Annotated in this window: 17 protein-coding genes; 9 read left to right on the forward strand and 8 right to left on the reverse strand. The window is 29.9% G+C overall.

Going from position 1 to position 15,512, the window contains the following annotated elements; all coding sequences use genetic code 11:
* Nucleotides 1-2 precede the first annotated feature (2 nt).
* The gene (locus ACSHW5_RS02700) at nucleotides 3-1,925 is read left to right on the forward strand and encodes a tetratricopeptide repeat protein (RefSeq protein WP_435674568.1); all 1,923 of its coding nucleotides are present in this window, start codon (nucleotides 3-5) and stop codon (nucleotides 1,923-1,925) included.
* Here the strand turns inward: ACSHW5_RS02700 and ACSHW5_RS02705 are convergent.
* Nucleotides 1,917-2,486, reverse strand: a complete 570-nt coding sequence (locus ACSHW5_RS02705; protein ID WP_435674569.1) for a DUF3109 family protein — start codon at nucleotides 2,484-2,486, stop codon at nucleotides 1,917-1,919. The two genes, ACSHW5_RS02700 and ACSHW5_RS02705, sit on opposite strands and share 9 nt — an antisense overlap.
* Nucleotides 2,487-2,575: 89 nt before the next feature.
* Here ACSHW5_RS02705 and ACSHW5_RS02710 point away from each other — a divergent pair, with 89 nt between their 5' ends.
* From ACSHW5_RS02710 to ACSHW5_RS02720, 3 genes are all read left to right on the forward strand, one after another.
* Nucleotides 2,576-3,160, forward strand: coding sequence for a MarC family protein (locus ACSHW5_RS02710; protein WP_435674570.1), 585 nt, complete (start codon nucleotides 2,576-2,578; stop codon nucleotides 3,158-3,160).
* A 1-nt stretch (nucleotide 3,161) separates the two neighbouring features.
* Nucleotides 3,162-3,767, forward strand: coding sequence for an FAD-dependent oxidoreductase (locus ACSHW5_RS02715; protein ID WP_435674571.1), 606 nt, complete (start codon nucleotides 3,162-3,164; stop codon nucleotides 3,765-3,767).
* Nucleotides 3,768-3,907: 140 nt separating this feature from the next.
* Entirely contained in the window at nucleotides 3,908-4,639 is a 732-nt protein-coding gene (locus tag ACSHW5_RS02720) for an energy transducer TonB (protein WP_435674572.1), read from the forward strand.
* A gap of 117 nt (nucleotides 4,640-4,756) precedes the next feature.
* Here ACSHW5_RS02720 and amaB read toward each other — a convergent pair whose 3' ends face one another.
* Complete coding sequence (amaB, locus tag ACSHW5_RS02725; protein ID WP_435674573.1) at nucleotides 4,757-6,298, reverse strand: L-piperidine-6-carboxylate dehydrogenase; 1,542 nt, start codon at nucleotides 6,296-6,298, stop codon at nucleotides 4,757-4,759.
* Between the two features lie 111 nt (nucleotides 6,299-6,409).
* Between amaB and ACSHW5_RS02730 the strand changes: the two genes are divergently transcribed.
* Nucleotides 6,410-7,465, forward strand: coding sequence for an isoaspartyl peptidase/L-asparaginase family protein (locus tag ACSHW5_RS02730; protein ID WP_435674574.1), 1,056 nt, complete (start codon nucleotides 6,410-6,412; stop codon nucleotides 7,463-7,465).
* Here ACSHW5_RS02730 and ACSHW5_RS02735 read toward each other — a convergent pair.
* From ACSHW5_RS02735 to ACSHW5_RS02750, 4 genes are all read right to left on the reverse strand, one after another.
* Nucleotides 7,456-7,800 (reverse strand): hypothetical protein, encoded by a 345-nt coding sequence (locus ACSHW5_RS02735; RefSeq protein WP_435674575.1) that lies wholly within the window; start codon nucleotides 7,798-7,800, stop codon nucleotides 7,456-7,458. The two genes, ACSHW5_RS02730 and ACSHW5_RS02735, sit on opposite strands and share 10 nt — an antisense overlap.
* Before the next feature lie 149 nt (nucleotides 7,801-7,949).
* Nucleotides 7,950-9,314, reverse strand: a complete 1,365-nt coding sequence (locus tag ACSHW5_RS02740) for a hypothetical protein (protein ID WP_435674576.1) — start codon at nucleotides 9,312-9,314, stop codon at nucleotides 7,950-7,952.
* Nucleotides 9,315-9,848, reverse strand: coding sequence for an RNA polymerase sigma factor (locus tag ACSHW5_RS02745; RefSeq protein ID WP_435674636.1), 534 nt, complete (start codon nucleotides 9,846-9,848; stop codon nucleotides 9,315-9,317).
* A 102-nt stretch (nucleotides 9,849-9,950) separates the two neighbouring features.
* Nucleotides 9,951-10,358, reverse strand: coding sequence for a hypothetical protein (locus ACSHW5_RS02750; RefSeq protein WP_435674577.1), 408 nt, complete (start codon nucleotides 10,356-10,358; stop codon nucleotides 9,951-9,953).
* 125 nt (nucleotides 10,359-10,483) lie between these two features.
* Here ACSHW5_RS02750 and ACSHW5_RS02755 point away from each other — a divergent pair, with 125 nt between their 5' ends.
* The 4 genes from ACSHW5_RS02755 to ACSHW5_RS02770 all read left to right on the forward strand — a co-directional run bounded on the left by ACSHW5_RS02755 (nucleotide 10,484) and on the right by ACSHW5_RS02770 (nucleotide 13,322).
* Nucleotides 10,484-11,458 (forward strand): acyl transferase, encoded by a 975-nt coding sequence (locus ACSHW5_RS02755; RefSeq protein ID WP_435674578.1) that lies wholly within the window; start codon nucleotides 10,484-10,486, stop codon nucleotides 11,456-11,458.
* 12 nt (nucleotides 11,459-11,470) lie between these two features.
* Nucleotides 11,471-11,929, forward strand: coding sequence for a large conductance mechanosensitive channel protein MscL (gene mscL, locus ACSHW5_RS02760; RefSeq protein ID WP_435674579.1), 459 nt, complete (start codon nucleotides 11,471-11,473; stop codon nucleotides 11,927-11,929).
* A 144-nt stretch (nucleotides 11,930-12,073) separates the two neighbouring features.
* Nucleotides 12,074-12,796, forward strand: a complete 723-nt coding sequence (locus ACSHW5_RS02765) for a mechanosensitive ion channel family protein (RefSeq protein ID WP_435674580.1) — start codon at nucleotides 12,074-12,076, stop codon at nucleotides 12,794-12,796.
* A gap of 79 nt (nucleotides 12,797-12,875) precedes the next feature.
* A complete protein-coding gene (locus tag ACSHW5_RS02770; RefSeq protein ID WP_435674581.1) occupies nucleotides 12,876-13,322 on the forward strand; it encodes a YHS domain-containing (seleno)protein in 447 nt (148 codons plus the stop codon).
* 8 nt (nucleotides 13,323-13,330) lie between these two features.
* Here the strand turns inward: ACSHW5_RS02770 and ACSHW5_RS02775 are convergent, their stop codons facing one another.
* A complete protein-coding gene (locus ACSHW5_RS02775) occupies nucleotides 13,331-14,092 on the reverse strand; it encodes a sterol desaturase family protein (RefSeq protein WP_435674582.1) in 762 nt (253 codons plus the stop codon).
* Between the two features lie 8 nt (nucleotides 14,093-14,100).
* Nucleotides 14,101-15,396, reverse strand: a complete 1,296-nt coding sequence (tyrS, locus tag ACSHW5_RS02780; protein ID WP_435674583.1) for a tyrosine--tRNA ligase — start codon at nucleotides 15,394-15,396, stop codon at nucleotides 14,101-14,103.
* Nucleotides 15,397-15,512 lie beyond the last annotated feature (116 nt).

Genomic DNA, 15,512 nt, shown 5'->3' on the forward strand with positions numbered 1-15,512 from the left:
CCATGTTAAGAATTTTTATAATAACACTTTTTTTTAGTAGCACTTTTGCCTTTTATGGACAAGAGAAAAACCCTGTTTTAACCAATGAATTAGACAGTATTCTAAAAGTAAAACCCGTTACTTATAAAGGAATTAATTCTTTTTTGAGAGCATATAGAAGAGACACCACAAAATTAAAAGAAATTGCCTTACTTTTTGAAGCAAACAATTATTTAGACGGTAAAACGTATGTAGAAAACTTTTTAGGAATTCAATATAGAAATTACTCTTTATATAAAAAAGCACTTGCAACACATAAAATGGCTTTAGAAACTGCAAAGAGAGCCAATAGTATAGAGTTTAGGGTTTTTAGCTTAAATATGTTGGGTGTAGATTATAGAAAATTAGACGCCAATAGAACTGCTTTAGATTATAATCATGAAGCCTTAACACTCGCAGAAACTGTAGAAAATCCGAATTTAGGACTGCGAAGAAGCATTGCGGTTTCCTTAAATAGCATGGGGAATATTTACTTGCTTTTAAAACAATATGATTTAGCAATAGAACGCTTTAAAAAATCACAAGAAATAGAAAAAAGTATTAATAATGAATTAGGTTTAGCTATTAATTATCAAAACATTGGGTACGCCAAAAATGCACAAGGAAAAAGTGATGAGGCATTGGTTTTTTTTAAAAAATCTTTAGAGATAAATAATAGGATAAATAACACGTATGGGCAAATTATTTGTAAAAGTAGTATTGCAAGTATGTATATAAAACAAGGTGAACCCGCCAAGGCTTTAGAGTTGATTAAAGGGAATTTGGAAACCGCAGAAAAGTTAGGTAATAATGAATACTTGGCGTATGAATATTTAAATTTAGGTTGGGCACAATCTAGATTAAAACAGTTTTCTGAAGCTGAAAAAAATTTAGAAAAAGGTCTGGCTATAGCAAAAAAATACGATTTTGCACCCGCTTTGTCTGATGCTTACAGTCATTTTTCTGAATTATATCAAAGTAAGAATGATTTTAAAAATGCACTTAAATACTATAGAATTTCTGTTGAGTTTGAGAAAAAAATTTCTAATGATAGAAACATTCAATATGTAAATGATTTAATTATTAAGTATGATAGTGAACGCCAAAACAATCAAATAAAAAGTTTGGCAAAACAAAATGAAATTGCCCAATTACAGTTAATAAAAAATAGCAATACTTGGATTATTGTTTTTGTAAGTTTGGTATTGTTATTGGCTATTTTATATTTCTTAAACAGGCAACGTTTGTTAAAAAATCAAAAAAGAATTTTAACATTAGAGCAAGATGTATTGCGTACACAAATGAATCCGCATTTTATATTTAATGCCTTAAATTCTATCAAGCATTATATCATAAATAACGAGCAAAAAAACGCTGTTCATTATTTAAATAAGTTTTCTAAACTTGTTAGAAAAATTTTAGAATCATCAACATTAAAAGAAGTGTCTTTACAAGAAGAGTTAGAAACAATGGACTTGTATTTGACTATAGAAAACATACGTTTTTCAAATGAAATAAAGTTTCAAATACATGTGAATGATGTTATTTGTTTAGACAAAATTAAACTACCACCCTTGGTGTTACAACCTTTTATAGAAAATGCTATTTGGCACGGGTTGTCTTCTAAAAAATATAACAAAGAAATTACACTCTCTGTAAATAAAAATGAAGAAGGTATAGTAGATGTTATTATTCAAGATAACGGTATTGGCAGAAAAGCCTCTGCAAAAATTAAATCTGAAAAATCTTTAAATAGAAAATCTATAGGTATTAGTTTAACCAAAGAAAGATTAAACAATTTTTCTAAAAATTTTAAAAAAGAATACGCAATTGTGTATGAAGATTTAATGGATAAAAATAAGCTACCAATAGGCACTAAAGTAATTATATCAATTCCTTTATTTTAGAAGTTTTTCAGCAACTTTTTCTAATTCAGCATACCAATCTTCTCCAAATTTTCTTATTAATGCTTGTTTTACAAATTTGTAAATTGGCACTTGCAGTTCTTTTCCTAAAGCACAAGCATCATCACAAATTTCCCATTTGTTGTAATTAACAGCAGAAAACTCGCTATATTCCTTTATTCTAATAGGATATAAATGACAAGAAACAGGTTTTTTCCAATCAATTTCTCCTTGATTAAACGCTTCTTCAATAGCGCAAAGAGCTGTGTTTTTTTCATCAAAAATTACATAAGCACAATCCGCACCGTTAATTAGCGGGGTTTCTAATTCTCCCCAATCACTGGTAACCCAAGTGCCTTCTTTTTCTATAACATCAATACCTTCTTTGCGTAAAAAGGGTTTTACCTTTGGATAAATTTCTTCCAAAATTTTGGTTTCTTCCTTTTCTAGTGGAGCTCCAGCTTCGCCGTCTACACAACAAGCGCCTTTGCAAGCAGACAAATTACATAAAAAGTCCTTTTCTATTATATCTTCTGATACTATTGTTTTTCCTAGTTGAAACATATTCGCAAAAATATGATTATTTTTTTCTAATTTTTAACAATTTCGTAAAGTTAGTTGACTAATTTTGCACAAAATTAAATTCAATTCGGATGACCTTCAATTTCAAAGAAATTCTAACCGCATTTATGGTGCTATTTGCAGTGATAGACATTATTGGAAACATACCTATTATTATAGACTTACGTAAAAAAGTAGGTCATATTCAATCAGAAAAAGCCTCAATTATTGCTGGTTTTATTATGATTATATTTCTTTTTTTAGGCCAAAGTTTATTAACTTTAATTGGTATTGATGTAAACTCTTTTGCTGTTGCAGGTTCATTTATATTATTTTTTATTGCTTTAGAAATGATTTTAGGTATTACTTTGTATAAAGATGATTCTAGTTCTGCACCTATGACTGCTACTGTTTTTCCGTTGGCTTTCCCTTTAATTGCAGGCCCTGGTAGTTTAACAACTTTACTTTCTTTAAGATCAGAGTTTGCAATTGAAAACATAATTGTAGCTGTTATTTTAAATATCATTTTTTTATATATAGTTTTAAAAACATCCTCTAAAATAGAACGTATAATTGGTGATACCGGAATTCAAATTATTAGAAAAGTTTTTGGAGTAATTTTATTAGCAATTGCTGTAAAATTATTTACACATAATATAAAAGCCTTATTTATTTAAGATGATTTTTGATGTTTTAATTATTGGTGGTGGCGTTGCAGGAATGCAATGTGCCTTGGTTTTAGGCTCTGCAAAATCAAAAGAATTTGCGGCTAATAAAAAAATTGCAATTATTTTACATCAAAGAGCATCTCATTTAGAAAACGCCTTGTTTAATAATGTTTTAGGACTAAAACCTAAAACCTTAGGAAAAGATGTTTTAAATGAAGGAAAAGAGCATCTAGCGTCTTTATACCCTCATGTTTCTCAGATAGAGAATGAAAAGGTGTTATCAGTTTTAAATGAAGATAATAAGTATAAAATTACAACTAATAAAGAAACTTATTTTTCTAAAAACGTTATTGTTGCTTTAAATTATTCCAAACCTTTTGCAATTAAGGGTTTAGAAGAATATATAGAACTACACAAAAGAGCAAATCCGGAAAAAGATAGAATTCAACTTAAAAACAACAATCATCTTATTAAAAAAGGATTGTATTGTTGCGGTACCATTGCTGGTTGGCGTAGTCAATTTTCAATTGCAGCTGGTAGCGGCGCCAGTGTAGCTACCGATATTCTTACTCTTTGGAACAATAATAAACCTACTAAAATACACGATAAAGTATGATGAAAATCATACTTTAAGCGCTGATAATTCTCTACCTTTAAAGTGGTAACCTACTGGTTAATAGTATTTACCAAAGACTAAACGTCATGACTATCTTAAATAGCCAGTTTATATTTTTACAAACTTAAAAGAGTTAGAAGATGGAAATTAAAAAAAACCCAAAATTACAGTTAGAAAATTTTAGCAAAATTTTTACGCAAATAGGTTTAGTATTAGCCCTATTTATTACATACGCATTAATTGAACATAAAACCTATGAAAAAATCGATTTAAAAAGCTTAGGAGATGCAATTATGGTTGATGAAATGAAGGAAGATATTCCTATAATTGAAATTCAAGAAATAAAACAACCACAAAAATCTACACCGCCACCAATTGTGGAAAAAATAAAAGTAGTAGAAGATGATTTAAAGGTTGAAGAAACAATTATTGAATCTACAGAAACGGATGAAAACGTGAGTGTGGTTGTTAATACAGAAGATATTGTAGAAGTAGAAGAAGTAGAAGAAGTAGTGGAAGATATCCCTTTTGTTTTAATTGAAAATGTACCAGTTTATCCAGGTTGTAAAGGTAACAACACCGAACTGAAAAAATGTTTTACACAAAAAGTTACAGAGCACTTTGGGAGAAAATTTGATGCTAATTTGGCAAATGAACTAGGTTTAAGCACAGGAAAAAAGAAATTGTTTGTAGTTTTTAGAATAAACAATAAAGGGAATATTACAAATATAAAAGCAAGAGGTCCGCATCCAAGGTTAGAGAAAGAAGTAGTTGAAATTATTGCTTCGTTACCAAAAATGATTCCAGGAAAACAAAGAGGAACTCCCGTTGGTGTTAGTTATAGTATACCAATAACATTTGAAGTGAGATAACAACTAAAAGAAGGTCTTTTAAAAATTATTTTTTTAGAAGACCTTCTTTTTAGTTATTAAAAGGAAGGAACCAGCTTAATAGCTGTTTTTATCACTATTTTAAATAGATAAGAATTTTTAAAGGTCAAACTTTATTCCTTGTGCCAACGGTAATTCATCAGAATAATTTATGGTATTTGTTTGCCTTCGCATATATACTTTCCAGGCATCAGAACCAGACTCTCGTCCGCCACCAGTTTCTTTTTCACCTCCAAAGGCACCACCAATTTCTGCGCCAGAAGTACCAATATTTACGTTTGCAATTCCACAATCAGAACCCGAATAAGACAAGAATTTTTCAGCCTCTTTTATTTCATTGGTCATAATTGCAGAAGACAATCCTTGGGCAACACCATTTTGTTTGGCAATAGCGTTTTCTACTTCTCCAGAATATTTCATCAAATATAAAATAGGTGCAAAAGTTTCATGTTGTACAATTTCAAAATGATTTTCTGCTTCAATAATTGCGGGTTTTACATAACAACCAGATTCATATCCTTCACCTTCTAAAACACCACCTTCAACCAAAATAGTTCCACCTTCTGCTTTTGCCTTTTCAATAGCGGCTAAATAAGTATTTACTGCATCTTGGTCTATTAAAGGTCCCACATGTTTGGTTTCATCTAAAGGGTTTCCTATTTTAATTTGTTTGTAAGCGCCAACAATAGCATCTCTTACTTTATCATACACAGTTTCATGAATAATTAATCTTCTAGTAGATGTACAACGTTGTCCGCAAGTACCAACAGCGCCAAAAACAGCACCAGGAACCACTACTTTTAAATCTGCCGTTGGTGTTATTATAATGGCATTATTTCCTCCTAATTCTAATAAAGATTTCCCAAAACGTTGTGCAACCGTAGCGCCAACTATTCTGCCCATTCTTGTAGAACCTGTTGCAGAAATTAATGGAATTCTTGTGTCGGTAGTCATCATTTCTCCCACTTTATAATCGCCATTAATAATGCAAGAAATTCCTTCTGGTAAGTTGTTTTTCTTTAAAACATCGGCAATAATATTCTGACAAGCAACAGTGCACAAAGGAGCTTTTTCAGAACCTTTCCATACACAAACATCGCCGCAAATCCAGGCCAAAGCAGTGTTCCAAGCCCAAACAGCAACCGGAAAATTAAATGCAGAAATAATACCAACAATACCTATAGGATGCCATTGTTCTCTCATTACATGACCAGGTCTTTCCGACGGAATTGTTTGTCCGTTTAATTGTCTAGATAAACCTACAGCAAAATCACAGATATCTATCATTTCTTGTACTTCGCCTAAACCTTCTTGGTAACTTTTACCCATTTCATAAGAAACTAATTTACCTAGCGCTTCTTTCTTTTCTCTTAGTTTATTTCCAAACTGACGTACAATTTCTCCTCTTTGAGGAGCTGGCATATTTCTGAAATAAAGAAATGCCTTGGAAGCCGTTTCTAATACTTTTTCGTAGTCTTCTTTTGTAGTGGTTTTTACTTTTCCAATTAGTTTTCCATCAACTGGCGAGTAACTTTCTATGATTTCTCCGTTAGAAAAAGTATGAGAACCTGTAGAGGTTCCTTTATTTATGTCTTTTAAACCTAATTTTTGTAATGCTTCTTTAATTCCAAAGTCTGTCATTTTGCAGTTCCGTTTTTGTTGATTAAATTCGAAGAACGAATTTACGAATAATTATAGACATACGTAAATTTAACAAAAACAATAGTAATTGTTTAAATTTAAACACTTATCATGGCAAAATTCCTGTATTTTTTCTCGTTTTTAATGATTTTCTTTGGATGTAAAAATGAAACAATATCATCGTCTAAAGAAAGCATATCTAATGTAAAGCAAAATGAATTTGCCATAATTATTCATGGTGGCGCAGGTACAATTTTAAAGGAAAACATGTCTGATGAAAAGGAAGCTGCTTATAAAGCTACATTAGCAGAAGCCATAAAAGTGGGTCATACAATTTTAAAGTATGGAGGAACTAGTAAAGAAGCAGTTCTTAAAACAATACAGGTAATGGAAGAATCTCCATTATTTAAAGCAGGCAAAGGTGCGGTTTTTACACACGAAGAAACCAATGAACTAGATGCCTCTTTTATGGACGGAGCAACTTTAAATGCTGGAGCAGTTGCAGGTGTAACCAATGTAAAAAGTCCCATAGAATTGGCAATTAAAATTATGACAGATTCCGATCATGTGATGCTTTCTGGTAAAGGAGCGTCCGTTTTTGCAAAAGAAAAAGGATTAGAAATTGTAGACCCAAGTTACTTTTATACAGAAAACCGTTTTAAATCTTTGCAAAGGATAAAAGAAAGAGAAAAAACAGCATTAGATCATGATGATAAAAAAGCCGTTTTTTATGATGTAGATATTAAGAATAGTAAATTTGGAACAGTTGGTTGTGTGGCTTTAGATAAACAGGGAAATATTGCTGCAGGGACTTCAACTGGTGGAATGACAAACAAGCGTTGGGGTAGAATTGGTGATGCGCCTATTATTGGTTCTGGAACCTATGCAAATAATAAAACTTGTGGAGTTTCATCAACTGGTTGGGGAGAATATTTTATTAGAAGTCAGGTTGCGTATGATATTTCTGCACAAATGGAATATCAACAAAAAACGTTGAAAGAAGCAACCACAGATGTTATTCAGAATAAACTAACCAAACTTGGCGGAACAGGAGGTGTTGTGGCCTTAGATAAAAATGGAAATATGTCTTTTGAGTTTAATACTGCAGGAATGTACAGGGCTTTTATGAATGATAAGGGTAAATTAACAGTAAAAATTTATAAGTAATAAGACAACCATTTTTCTGGCAAAGGAGGTAGCGTCATTTCTATAATTTCAAATTTTATTTTCTTTTTTACTCTTAATTTAGAAATTTTAGGAATAGATAATTGAATGTTATTTTTTTTGTTTATTAATTGCAAAACTTCATCTAAAGATCTTTTAGAACAAAGAACTAAACTATTCATCATTGCATTAGATTCTGTTTCTAAATCAAAAAAATCTACAAAGTATTTAGGCTTATTCTTTTCAAAAATAATCCATTGTGTTTCTTTTTTATCTGGAATTTCAAGCACTTCCTTAACTCCGCTAAATGTTCTATATGTAGATAAGTTTAATTTCATTTTCTATTTTAAGTATTATTATGACCCAAAACATCTAGATAAGTCACATTTTATTCAATTGAAACAACAATGTATTAAAAAAAATTAATAAAATTGAATTTTCATAAATTTCTACAATTTTATTAGTTTTATAGTGTAAAATCTGTTTCCTAAAATTGATATTTTATTCCGCTATAAACACCAATATTAAATGGAGAAAAGCCATTAGATTTTTCACTAAACGTATTTAATTGGGCTTTAAACATTGGGTTTACATGTAAAGACCAGTTTTTATCGAAAGAATAATTCACATCAAAACCTAGGTTACCACTAAAATTAATATTGTTTAAGTTGTTTGCTTTACCTTGATTTGTATACAAACTTGTTGTTAAATTAATTTCGTTCTTGTTTAAAAACAAAGAACTAAAACCTGCCACAACTTGTGTAGAAATTTTTTGACTATTATTTAGTTTGTATTTTACTTCTACAGGAATCTCTAAATAGCCATATTTTTGATTTAAATTACCATTTAAACTTACCGTATTAATAATAGAATTGCTAGCTGTATTAATGCTATTATTAGAGCTTTTTACAAACGAAAATTGATCGCCTCCATTAAAAATAATTGAAGAGGTATTGGCAGAATTTACGGCAATTTTATTATTAGTAAAACTCATTTCTTGCAAGTGAATACCAGATTGTAACGTCCATTTTTTATTAAGCTTAAACGCTACTTTTACACCATAAGAAATGGTGTTTTTACCTTGAGTAGAACTGGCTAGATTTTTATCTATGGGAGAAGTGTTAGAAAATGAATTAGAATTTAAGACACCAAAAACAGGTGCAACAGACCATTTATTTTCTATTTTCTTATCAACACTAACACTGTCTTTTTTATTTATGTAAGTAGTGAAGTTTTCTTTTTTTGAAATCCTATTTTCTTCATTTGTTTTTGTCTTAATCTCTAAAAAAGTTTGTTTCTTTTTTGCAGAATTATCAGTAATTACCAATGAATTATTTTCAATTGAATCTGTTTTTATTTTAGGAGAATTGTCAGCTAAAAAAATCTTTTTCATAGCGTTTTTTGTGCTAACTAATTCCTCTTTATTTTTAATATTTTCAGTCTGCTGTTCTGCAACAATTATTTTTTCTTTTGGGAGTGTTTTTGGGTTTTTATGGTTGTTATTTATAGTTGTATTTTCTTCGGTAATTAGTATTTCTTGTTGTGTGTTTTTTGGTTTTAAAATAGTGTCAATAGTGTTGGTATCCGTTTTTTTATTTTCTGGAATTTTGGTAATTATTGGGGTTCCATTATCTTTTTTAACAGGTATTTGTTCTTCAGAAAAAGGAAAAATAAACAAAGCAAGAATTAAAATAGCAGCTACAGCGCCTGCAAACCACCAAAAAGGAATCATGGTTTTTGGTTTCTTTTTTAGTTTGGTTTCTACATGCTGCCACACCTTTTTATTTGGGGTAACTTCCAAATTACTAAGTTGTTTTTGAAATAGTTTATCTAAATTATTTTCGTCTGTCATTTAGTTTTCTTGTGGGTGTTTTTTTAGCTTTTCTTTCAATATTTTTCGAGCTCTAGATAAATTAGATTTAGAAGTTCCTTCAGATATTTTTAAGAGCGTTGCAATTTCTTTATGGCTATAATTATCTAAAACGTATAAATTAAAAACTAAGCGATACCTGTCTGGTAATTTTTGTATAAATTCTAATAATAGAGTTGCACTAAAAACAGGATTTTCTAAATCTATTTCATCGGTTTCTTCTTCATCAGAAATCTCTTTTACCAATGCTATGGGTGTAATTTCCCTATATTTTTGCAAAGCTGTATTTATGGTAATTCTTTTTAACCAACCTTCAAAAGAACCTGTATTTTTATATTGTTTAATTTTACTAAAAATTGTAATAAAACTGTCTTGCAAAGTATCTTCTGCATCTTCATAATTACGAGAATATTTTAAACATACGGCAAAAAGCTTATCAGAAAAAAGTTGATAAACTTGGGTTTGAGCAGACAATTTTTGCTGACAACATTGCTGTATGAGTTCTTCTAGTTTAATGGTTTTATTTTATATTTTCATTATAGATTCCTGTTTTTTAGGTATTATAATCTTAAAGGAAACACCTTGTGGAATCTTTTTCAATTTAAATATAAAATATTACTAATTAACAGGAACTACAACTTCTTCAAAAATATTTTCACCAGCACTATCTGTGCCTTTAAAAAATTTAAACACATAGTCTTCTTCTTGGTTGGCTGTAACTAAAAATTCAAATTCATCTTGAATTATAGCCTGTGTGCAATCTTCGCTTAGATTTACCAATGCCGTTACTGCAACTATTCTTGTGGTATCTTTCACTTCATAATAAAGTCTATCAAAAGCATAACAACCGTTGGGCAAAGAGTATTTTATGGTAATGGTGTCCGTTTCGCCAAAAGTAAAATTAGCCGGTGTTGTGGCTTCGTCAATTGGCAAGTATTCATATCCATAACTATCAGAATTGTCGTTATTGTTTAAACACGAATAAAAAATAAGCAATCCAAAAGCAAGTAAAATAATTTTTTTCATAAGTTAAAGTTTTAGGAATTCATATAAATTTGATCAAAAAAGCGGCTTTTTTAACAACTCTTTTTTTTATAAGATGAAAAAAAACTAAAAGGTTGCGTCTAATACTATTATTTTTGTTGTTTAATATGAAAGAAACAATTTTTAACATACAATCTCAAGAAGATTTTACAAAAGTAGCTTTGGCAGTTTTTAAACATCAGTTTACTAACAATAAAGTGTACCGTTCTTTTTGCGATTTATTATACGTTCATCCGTCTGATGTAACTACCATTGAAGAAATTCCGTTTTTACCTATTCAGTTTTTTAAGAGTAGAGAAGTAATTTCTTCTTCAAATAAAGTACAAGAAACCTTTACAAGTTCTGGCACAACAGGTAGCATAACTAGCAAACATTTGGTTACAGACATTAGTGTTTACAAAGAAAGTTATTTAAAGGGCTTTGCCTATTTTTATGGAAATATAGAAAAATATGTAGTTTTGGCTTTGTTGCCCAATTATTTAGAAAGAAAAGGTTCTTCTTTGGTTTTTATGGTTGATGATTTAATTCAGAAATCGAAAAATGAGGAAAGTGGCTTTTATCTCGATAATATTCAAGAATTAGCACAAAAACTGAAAGAATTAGATAAAAAAGGACAAAAAATACTGTTAATTGGTGTTTCTTTTGCATTGTTAGATTTGATAGAATTACAACAATTCAACCTAAAAAACACCATAATTATGGAAACAGGTGGCATGAAAGGTCGTAGAAAAGAGTTGGTGAGAGAAGAATTGCACCAATTGTTGCAAAACGGATTTGGAGTTACTAAAATTCATTCAGAATACGGAATGACAGAATTGTTAAGCCAAGGATATTCTAATGGAAACGGCATTTTTAAAACTCCGCCTTGGATGAAAATTCTAACAAGAGATACAGAAGATGCTTTAACCATACAGCAAGCTGATAAAACTGGCGGAATTAATGTAATTGATTTGGCAAATTACAACTCCTGTTCTTTTATTGCCACTCAAGATTTAGGAAAGGTACACAAAAACGGAACCTTTGAAATTATTGGTCGTTTTGATAATTCTGATATTAGAGGATGTAATTTAATGGTCTTATAAAAATATACACACATGAAATTTAAGTTTATACAAGATTTTAAGGAATTTGCCGTAAAAGGGAATATGATAGATATTGCCATCGGTGTTATTATTGGAACAGCATTTAATAAAGTGGTAAATGTTTTGGTAAAAGAGGTTTTAATGCCTCCATTATCTTTAATGACCGAAGGTGCTAAATGGGGAGATAAGAAAATTATTTTAAGAGAAGCCGTAATGGTAGATGCAAAAACAAAATTTGAAGAAATTGCCATTGGTTATGGAAAATTAATTGAAGCCGGTGTAGATTTTTTAGTGATTGCATTTACCGTATTTATTGTTGTAAAGATGATGAATGCCATGAAGAAAAAGGCAGATGACCCTAAAAATAAAATTGTTGTTACGCCTAAAAATATTGAGTTAATGAACAGAACCAATGAGCTGTTAGAAAAACAAAATGAATATTTACAAAAAATTATGATTGAAAAAAAATAATGAAGTAATCGCATAAAAATATACCATATGGAATTATTAAAGAAATTTTTAGAATTCGAGTTATTTAATGTTGGCAACTACAGTTTAAAGGTTAGTACTTTAATTTTAGTACTTTTCATTCTCATCATCACAAAAATAATTTTGATGATGATTAAGAAATCAATTTTCAGACAAAGAAATAATGATAAATTTAATGAAGGAAATACCTATTCTTTATTTCAAATAATAAAATACATAATTTGGGTACTTTCTTTTGGTCTTATTTTAGAAACCTTTGGCGTTAAACTCTCTTTGTTACTTGCAGGTTCTGCGGCCTTATTAGTGGGCGTTGGGTTGGGTTTGCAACAGACGTTTAATGATGTTGTTTCTGGTATTATTTTACTTTCAGAAAGGTCTATAAGAATTTCTGATGTTTTAGAAATAGATGGCGGAATTTTAAAAATACAAGAAATTGGTTTGCGTACTTCAAAAGGGTTAAATACAGATGATATTTCTATTATAATTCCCAATTCTTTAATTACCACCAATAAAGTTATTAATTGGAGTCATCAAACAAAACAAAACCGTTTTAGAATAGGAGTAGGAGTTACTTATGGAAGTGATATAGAACTTGTAATTAAAACTCTTGAAGAAAGTGCTAAAGAACATCCAGAGGTTAATGGAGAGCGATTAATTGAAGCAAGATTGGTAAATTTTGGAGATTCATCTTTAGATTTTCAAGTGCTGTTTTATAGCTCAACAATTTTTGGTTCAGACCGTATGAAAAGTGACATTCGTAGAACAATTAACCGTAAATTTATTGAAAACAATATAAGCATTCCATTTCCTCAAATGGATGTGCATATAAAATCTGATTTTAAACAATAGTTGTTAAATTTTAAGTGAGATAGCAAGACTAAGCTGTAATTTGTAAAATGGATTATCGACCAAACTAAAAACAACATCGATGAAACATTTTATAACATTTTTAGTGCTAATTATTTCTACAACTTTTTTTGCGCAAGAATTCAATACTAAAAAAGGTTACGTTGCAGAAGGTTATGATGTTGTTGCCTATTTTTCTCACAAAGCAGTACCTGGAGAAAAAAAGTTTACCACAACTTTTAAAGATGTAAAATTTAAATTTTCTTCTAAAGAGAACTTAGAAACCTTTAAAAAATCACCAAATAAATTTATACCACAATACGGTGGTTTTTGTGCCTATGCTATTGGTGCAAAAGGAGAAAAAGTGTCTATAAACCCCAAAACTTTTGAAATTAGAGACGGAAAATTGTATTTGTTCTATAATTCTTGGGGAACAAATACCTTAGAATTGTGGCAAAATGAAGGTGCCGAAGAATTGCAAAAGAAGGCTGATAAAAACTGGAAAAAAATACTTAAAAGTAAAAGTTAAAAGCACTGTTATTTATTTTTATACGCTGTTTTCATCCACTTGTCCCAGAAAGTAAAATAAAGTCCATAATTGTAGTTAAATTTTTGATGATGAAAATTGTGATGTGTAGCTCCAATAATCCATTTTTTTAACCAATTTCCAATTTTTCCCGAAGGATATACTTCCACACCTGCATGGTTTATTGTGGCAGAAATTGTCATAATAACTAAAATACCAATGATGGCATAAAGGTGTAGTGGTAAAATGCAAATAATTAATGGTAAAAAAACTGCTTGTACAATAGTTTCTAATGGATGAAATGAAAAAGAAGTGAATACAGAAGTGTGTAAGCTTTTATGGTGTACTAAATGTAAGTGTTTATAAATTTTAGGGTGATGCATGCCTCTATGAGCCCAATAATAATAGGTGTCTTGTAGAAATAAGAAAAGAAATATACTTATTGGAATGTACCAGATAGAATACTTAAAAATATCTAAATAAATTAAGGTGTACTTTATAGTCCATAAAAAATAGGAGAACATTATAAAACAGCCAAAAATGAATCCGCTTAATGCAGACCAATAAATTTCTGTAATTGCTTGTTTTTTATTGAGTTCTTTTTTATGTAAAAACCGATGCAGAAATTTTTTCTTAAAAAGCGTGTAGAAAAAATAATGATATGCACTAGAAAGTAAGATGTATCTTAAAAAAATAATGACCGATAGTAAAAGAGTTACAAGAACTATAATTAGTACATCATTAAAATTAAGTTCTTTTACTATCGGATTCATAATTAAAGTTAGTCTGTTACTTTAAGCAAGTAATATGTTTTTTTGCCTCGTTGTAATAAAACAAATTTATTTGCAATTAAATCTTCTTTAGTAATCGTAAAATCTTCTTTTACTTTTTCTTTATTTACAGAAATTGCATTTTCTTTTAAAGCTCTTCTAGCCTCACCATTAGAATTTAAAAAGTTAGTTTTTGCAGCCAAAGCTCCAATCATATCTAAACCTTCTTCTATATCAGCGGTAGTAACCGTTGCTTGTGGTACACCATCAAAAACATCTAAAAATGTTTGTTCGTCTAAAGATTTTAAATCAGAAGCTGTAGATTTTCCGAATAAAATATTAGAGGCTTTTAAGGCATTTTCATAGGCTTCTTTGCCATGCGTTAAAATAGTAACTTCTTCACCTAGTTTTTTCTGTAACAAACGTAAATGCGGATTTTCTGAATGCTCAGAAATTAAAGTTTCTATGGTTTGTTTGTCTAAAAATGTAAACTTTTTAATAAAATTTTCTGCATCTTCATCTGAAGAATTTAACCAATATTGATAAAATTTATAAGGCGAAGTTCTATCGGCATTTAACCACACATTACCACCTTCAGTTTTACCAAATTTAGTTCCATCAGCTTTTGTAACCAACGGTACTGTAATTGCATAGGCTTTACCTTGTGCTTTTCTACGGATTAATTCTGTACCTGTGGTAATGTTTCCCCATTGGTCAGAACCACCCATTTGTAATTTACAATTTTTTTCTTGATACAAGTGATAAAAATCGTAACCTTGAAATAATTGGTAGGTAAATTCAGTAAAACTCATACCTTCAGAAGATTCAGAACTCAAACGTTTCTTTACAGAATCTTTGGCCATCATGTAGTTTACGGTGATGTGTTTACCTGTATCTCTTACAAAATCAATTAATGAAATATCTTTCATCCAATCGTAATTGTTCACCAATTCTGCCTTGTTTTCTGCGGTAGCATCAAAATCTAAAAAACGTTCTAAATTTTCTCTCACACCAGCAATATTTTTTGCCAAAGTAGCTTCATCTAATAAATTACGTTCTGCAGATTTTCCAGAAGGATCACCAACCATACCTGTTGCACCACCAATTAAGGCAATAGGATTATGGCCTGCATTTTGAAAGTGTTTTAAAATAAAGATTTGTACTAAGCTACCAATATGTAGTGAGTCTGCCGTTGGATCAAAACCAATATAACCGGCAGTTTTATTTTTTAATAAATAGTCTTCTGTATCTGGCATAATATCATGCAATAGTCCACGCCAGCGTAATTCTTCAACAAAATTTGTCATTATAAATCTAAATTAATTCAATTTAAAATAGGAATGCCAAATGAAGCTTGTCTAAGTTTTTGTGTCTTGAATGTGTTAACTATCAATTTCGACAAGCTAAATTTGACATGTGATAG

This window comes from Polaribacter sp. (assembly GCF_051251875.1).
In the GTDB taxonomy this organism is placed as follows: Bacteria; Bacteroidota; Bacteroidia; order Flavobacteriales; family Flavobacteriaceae; genus Polaribacter.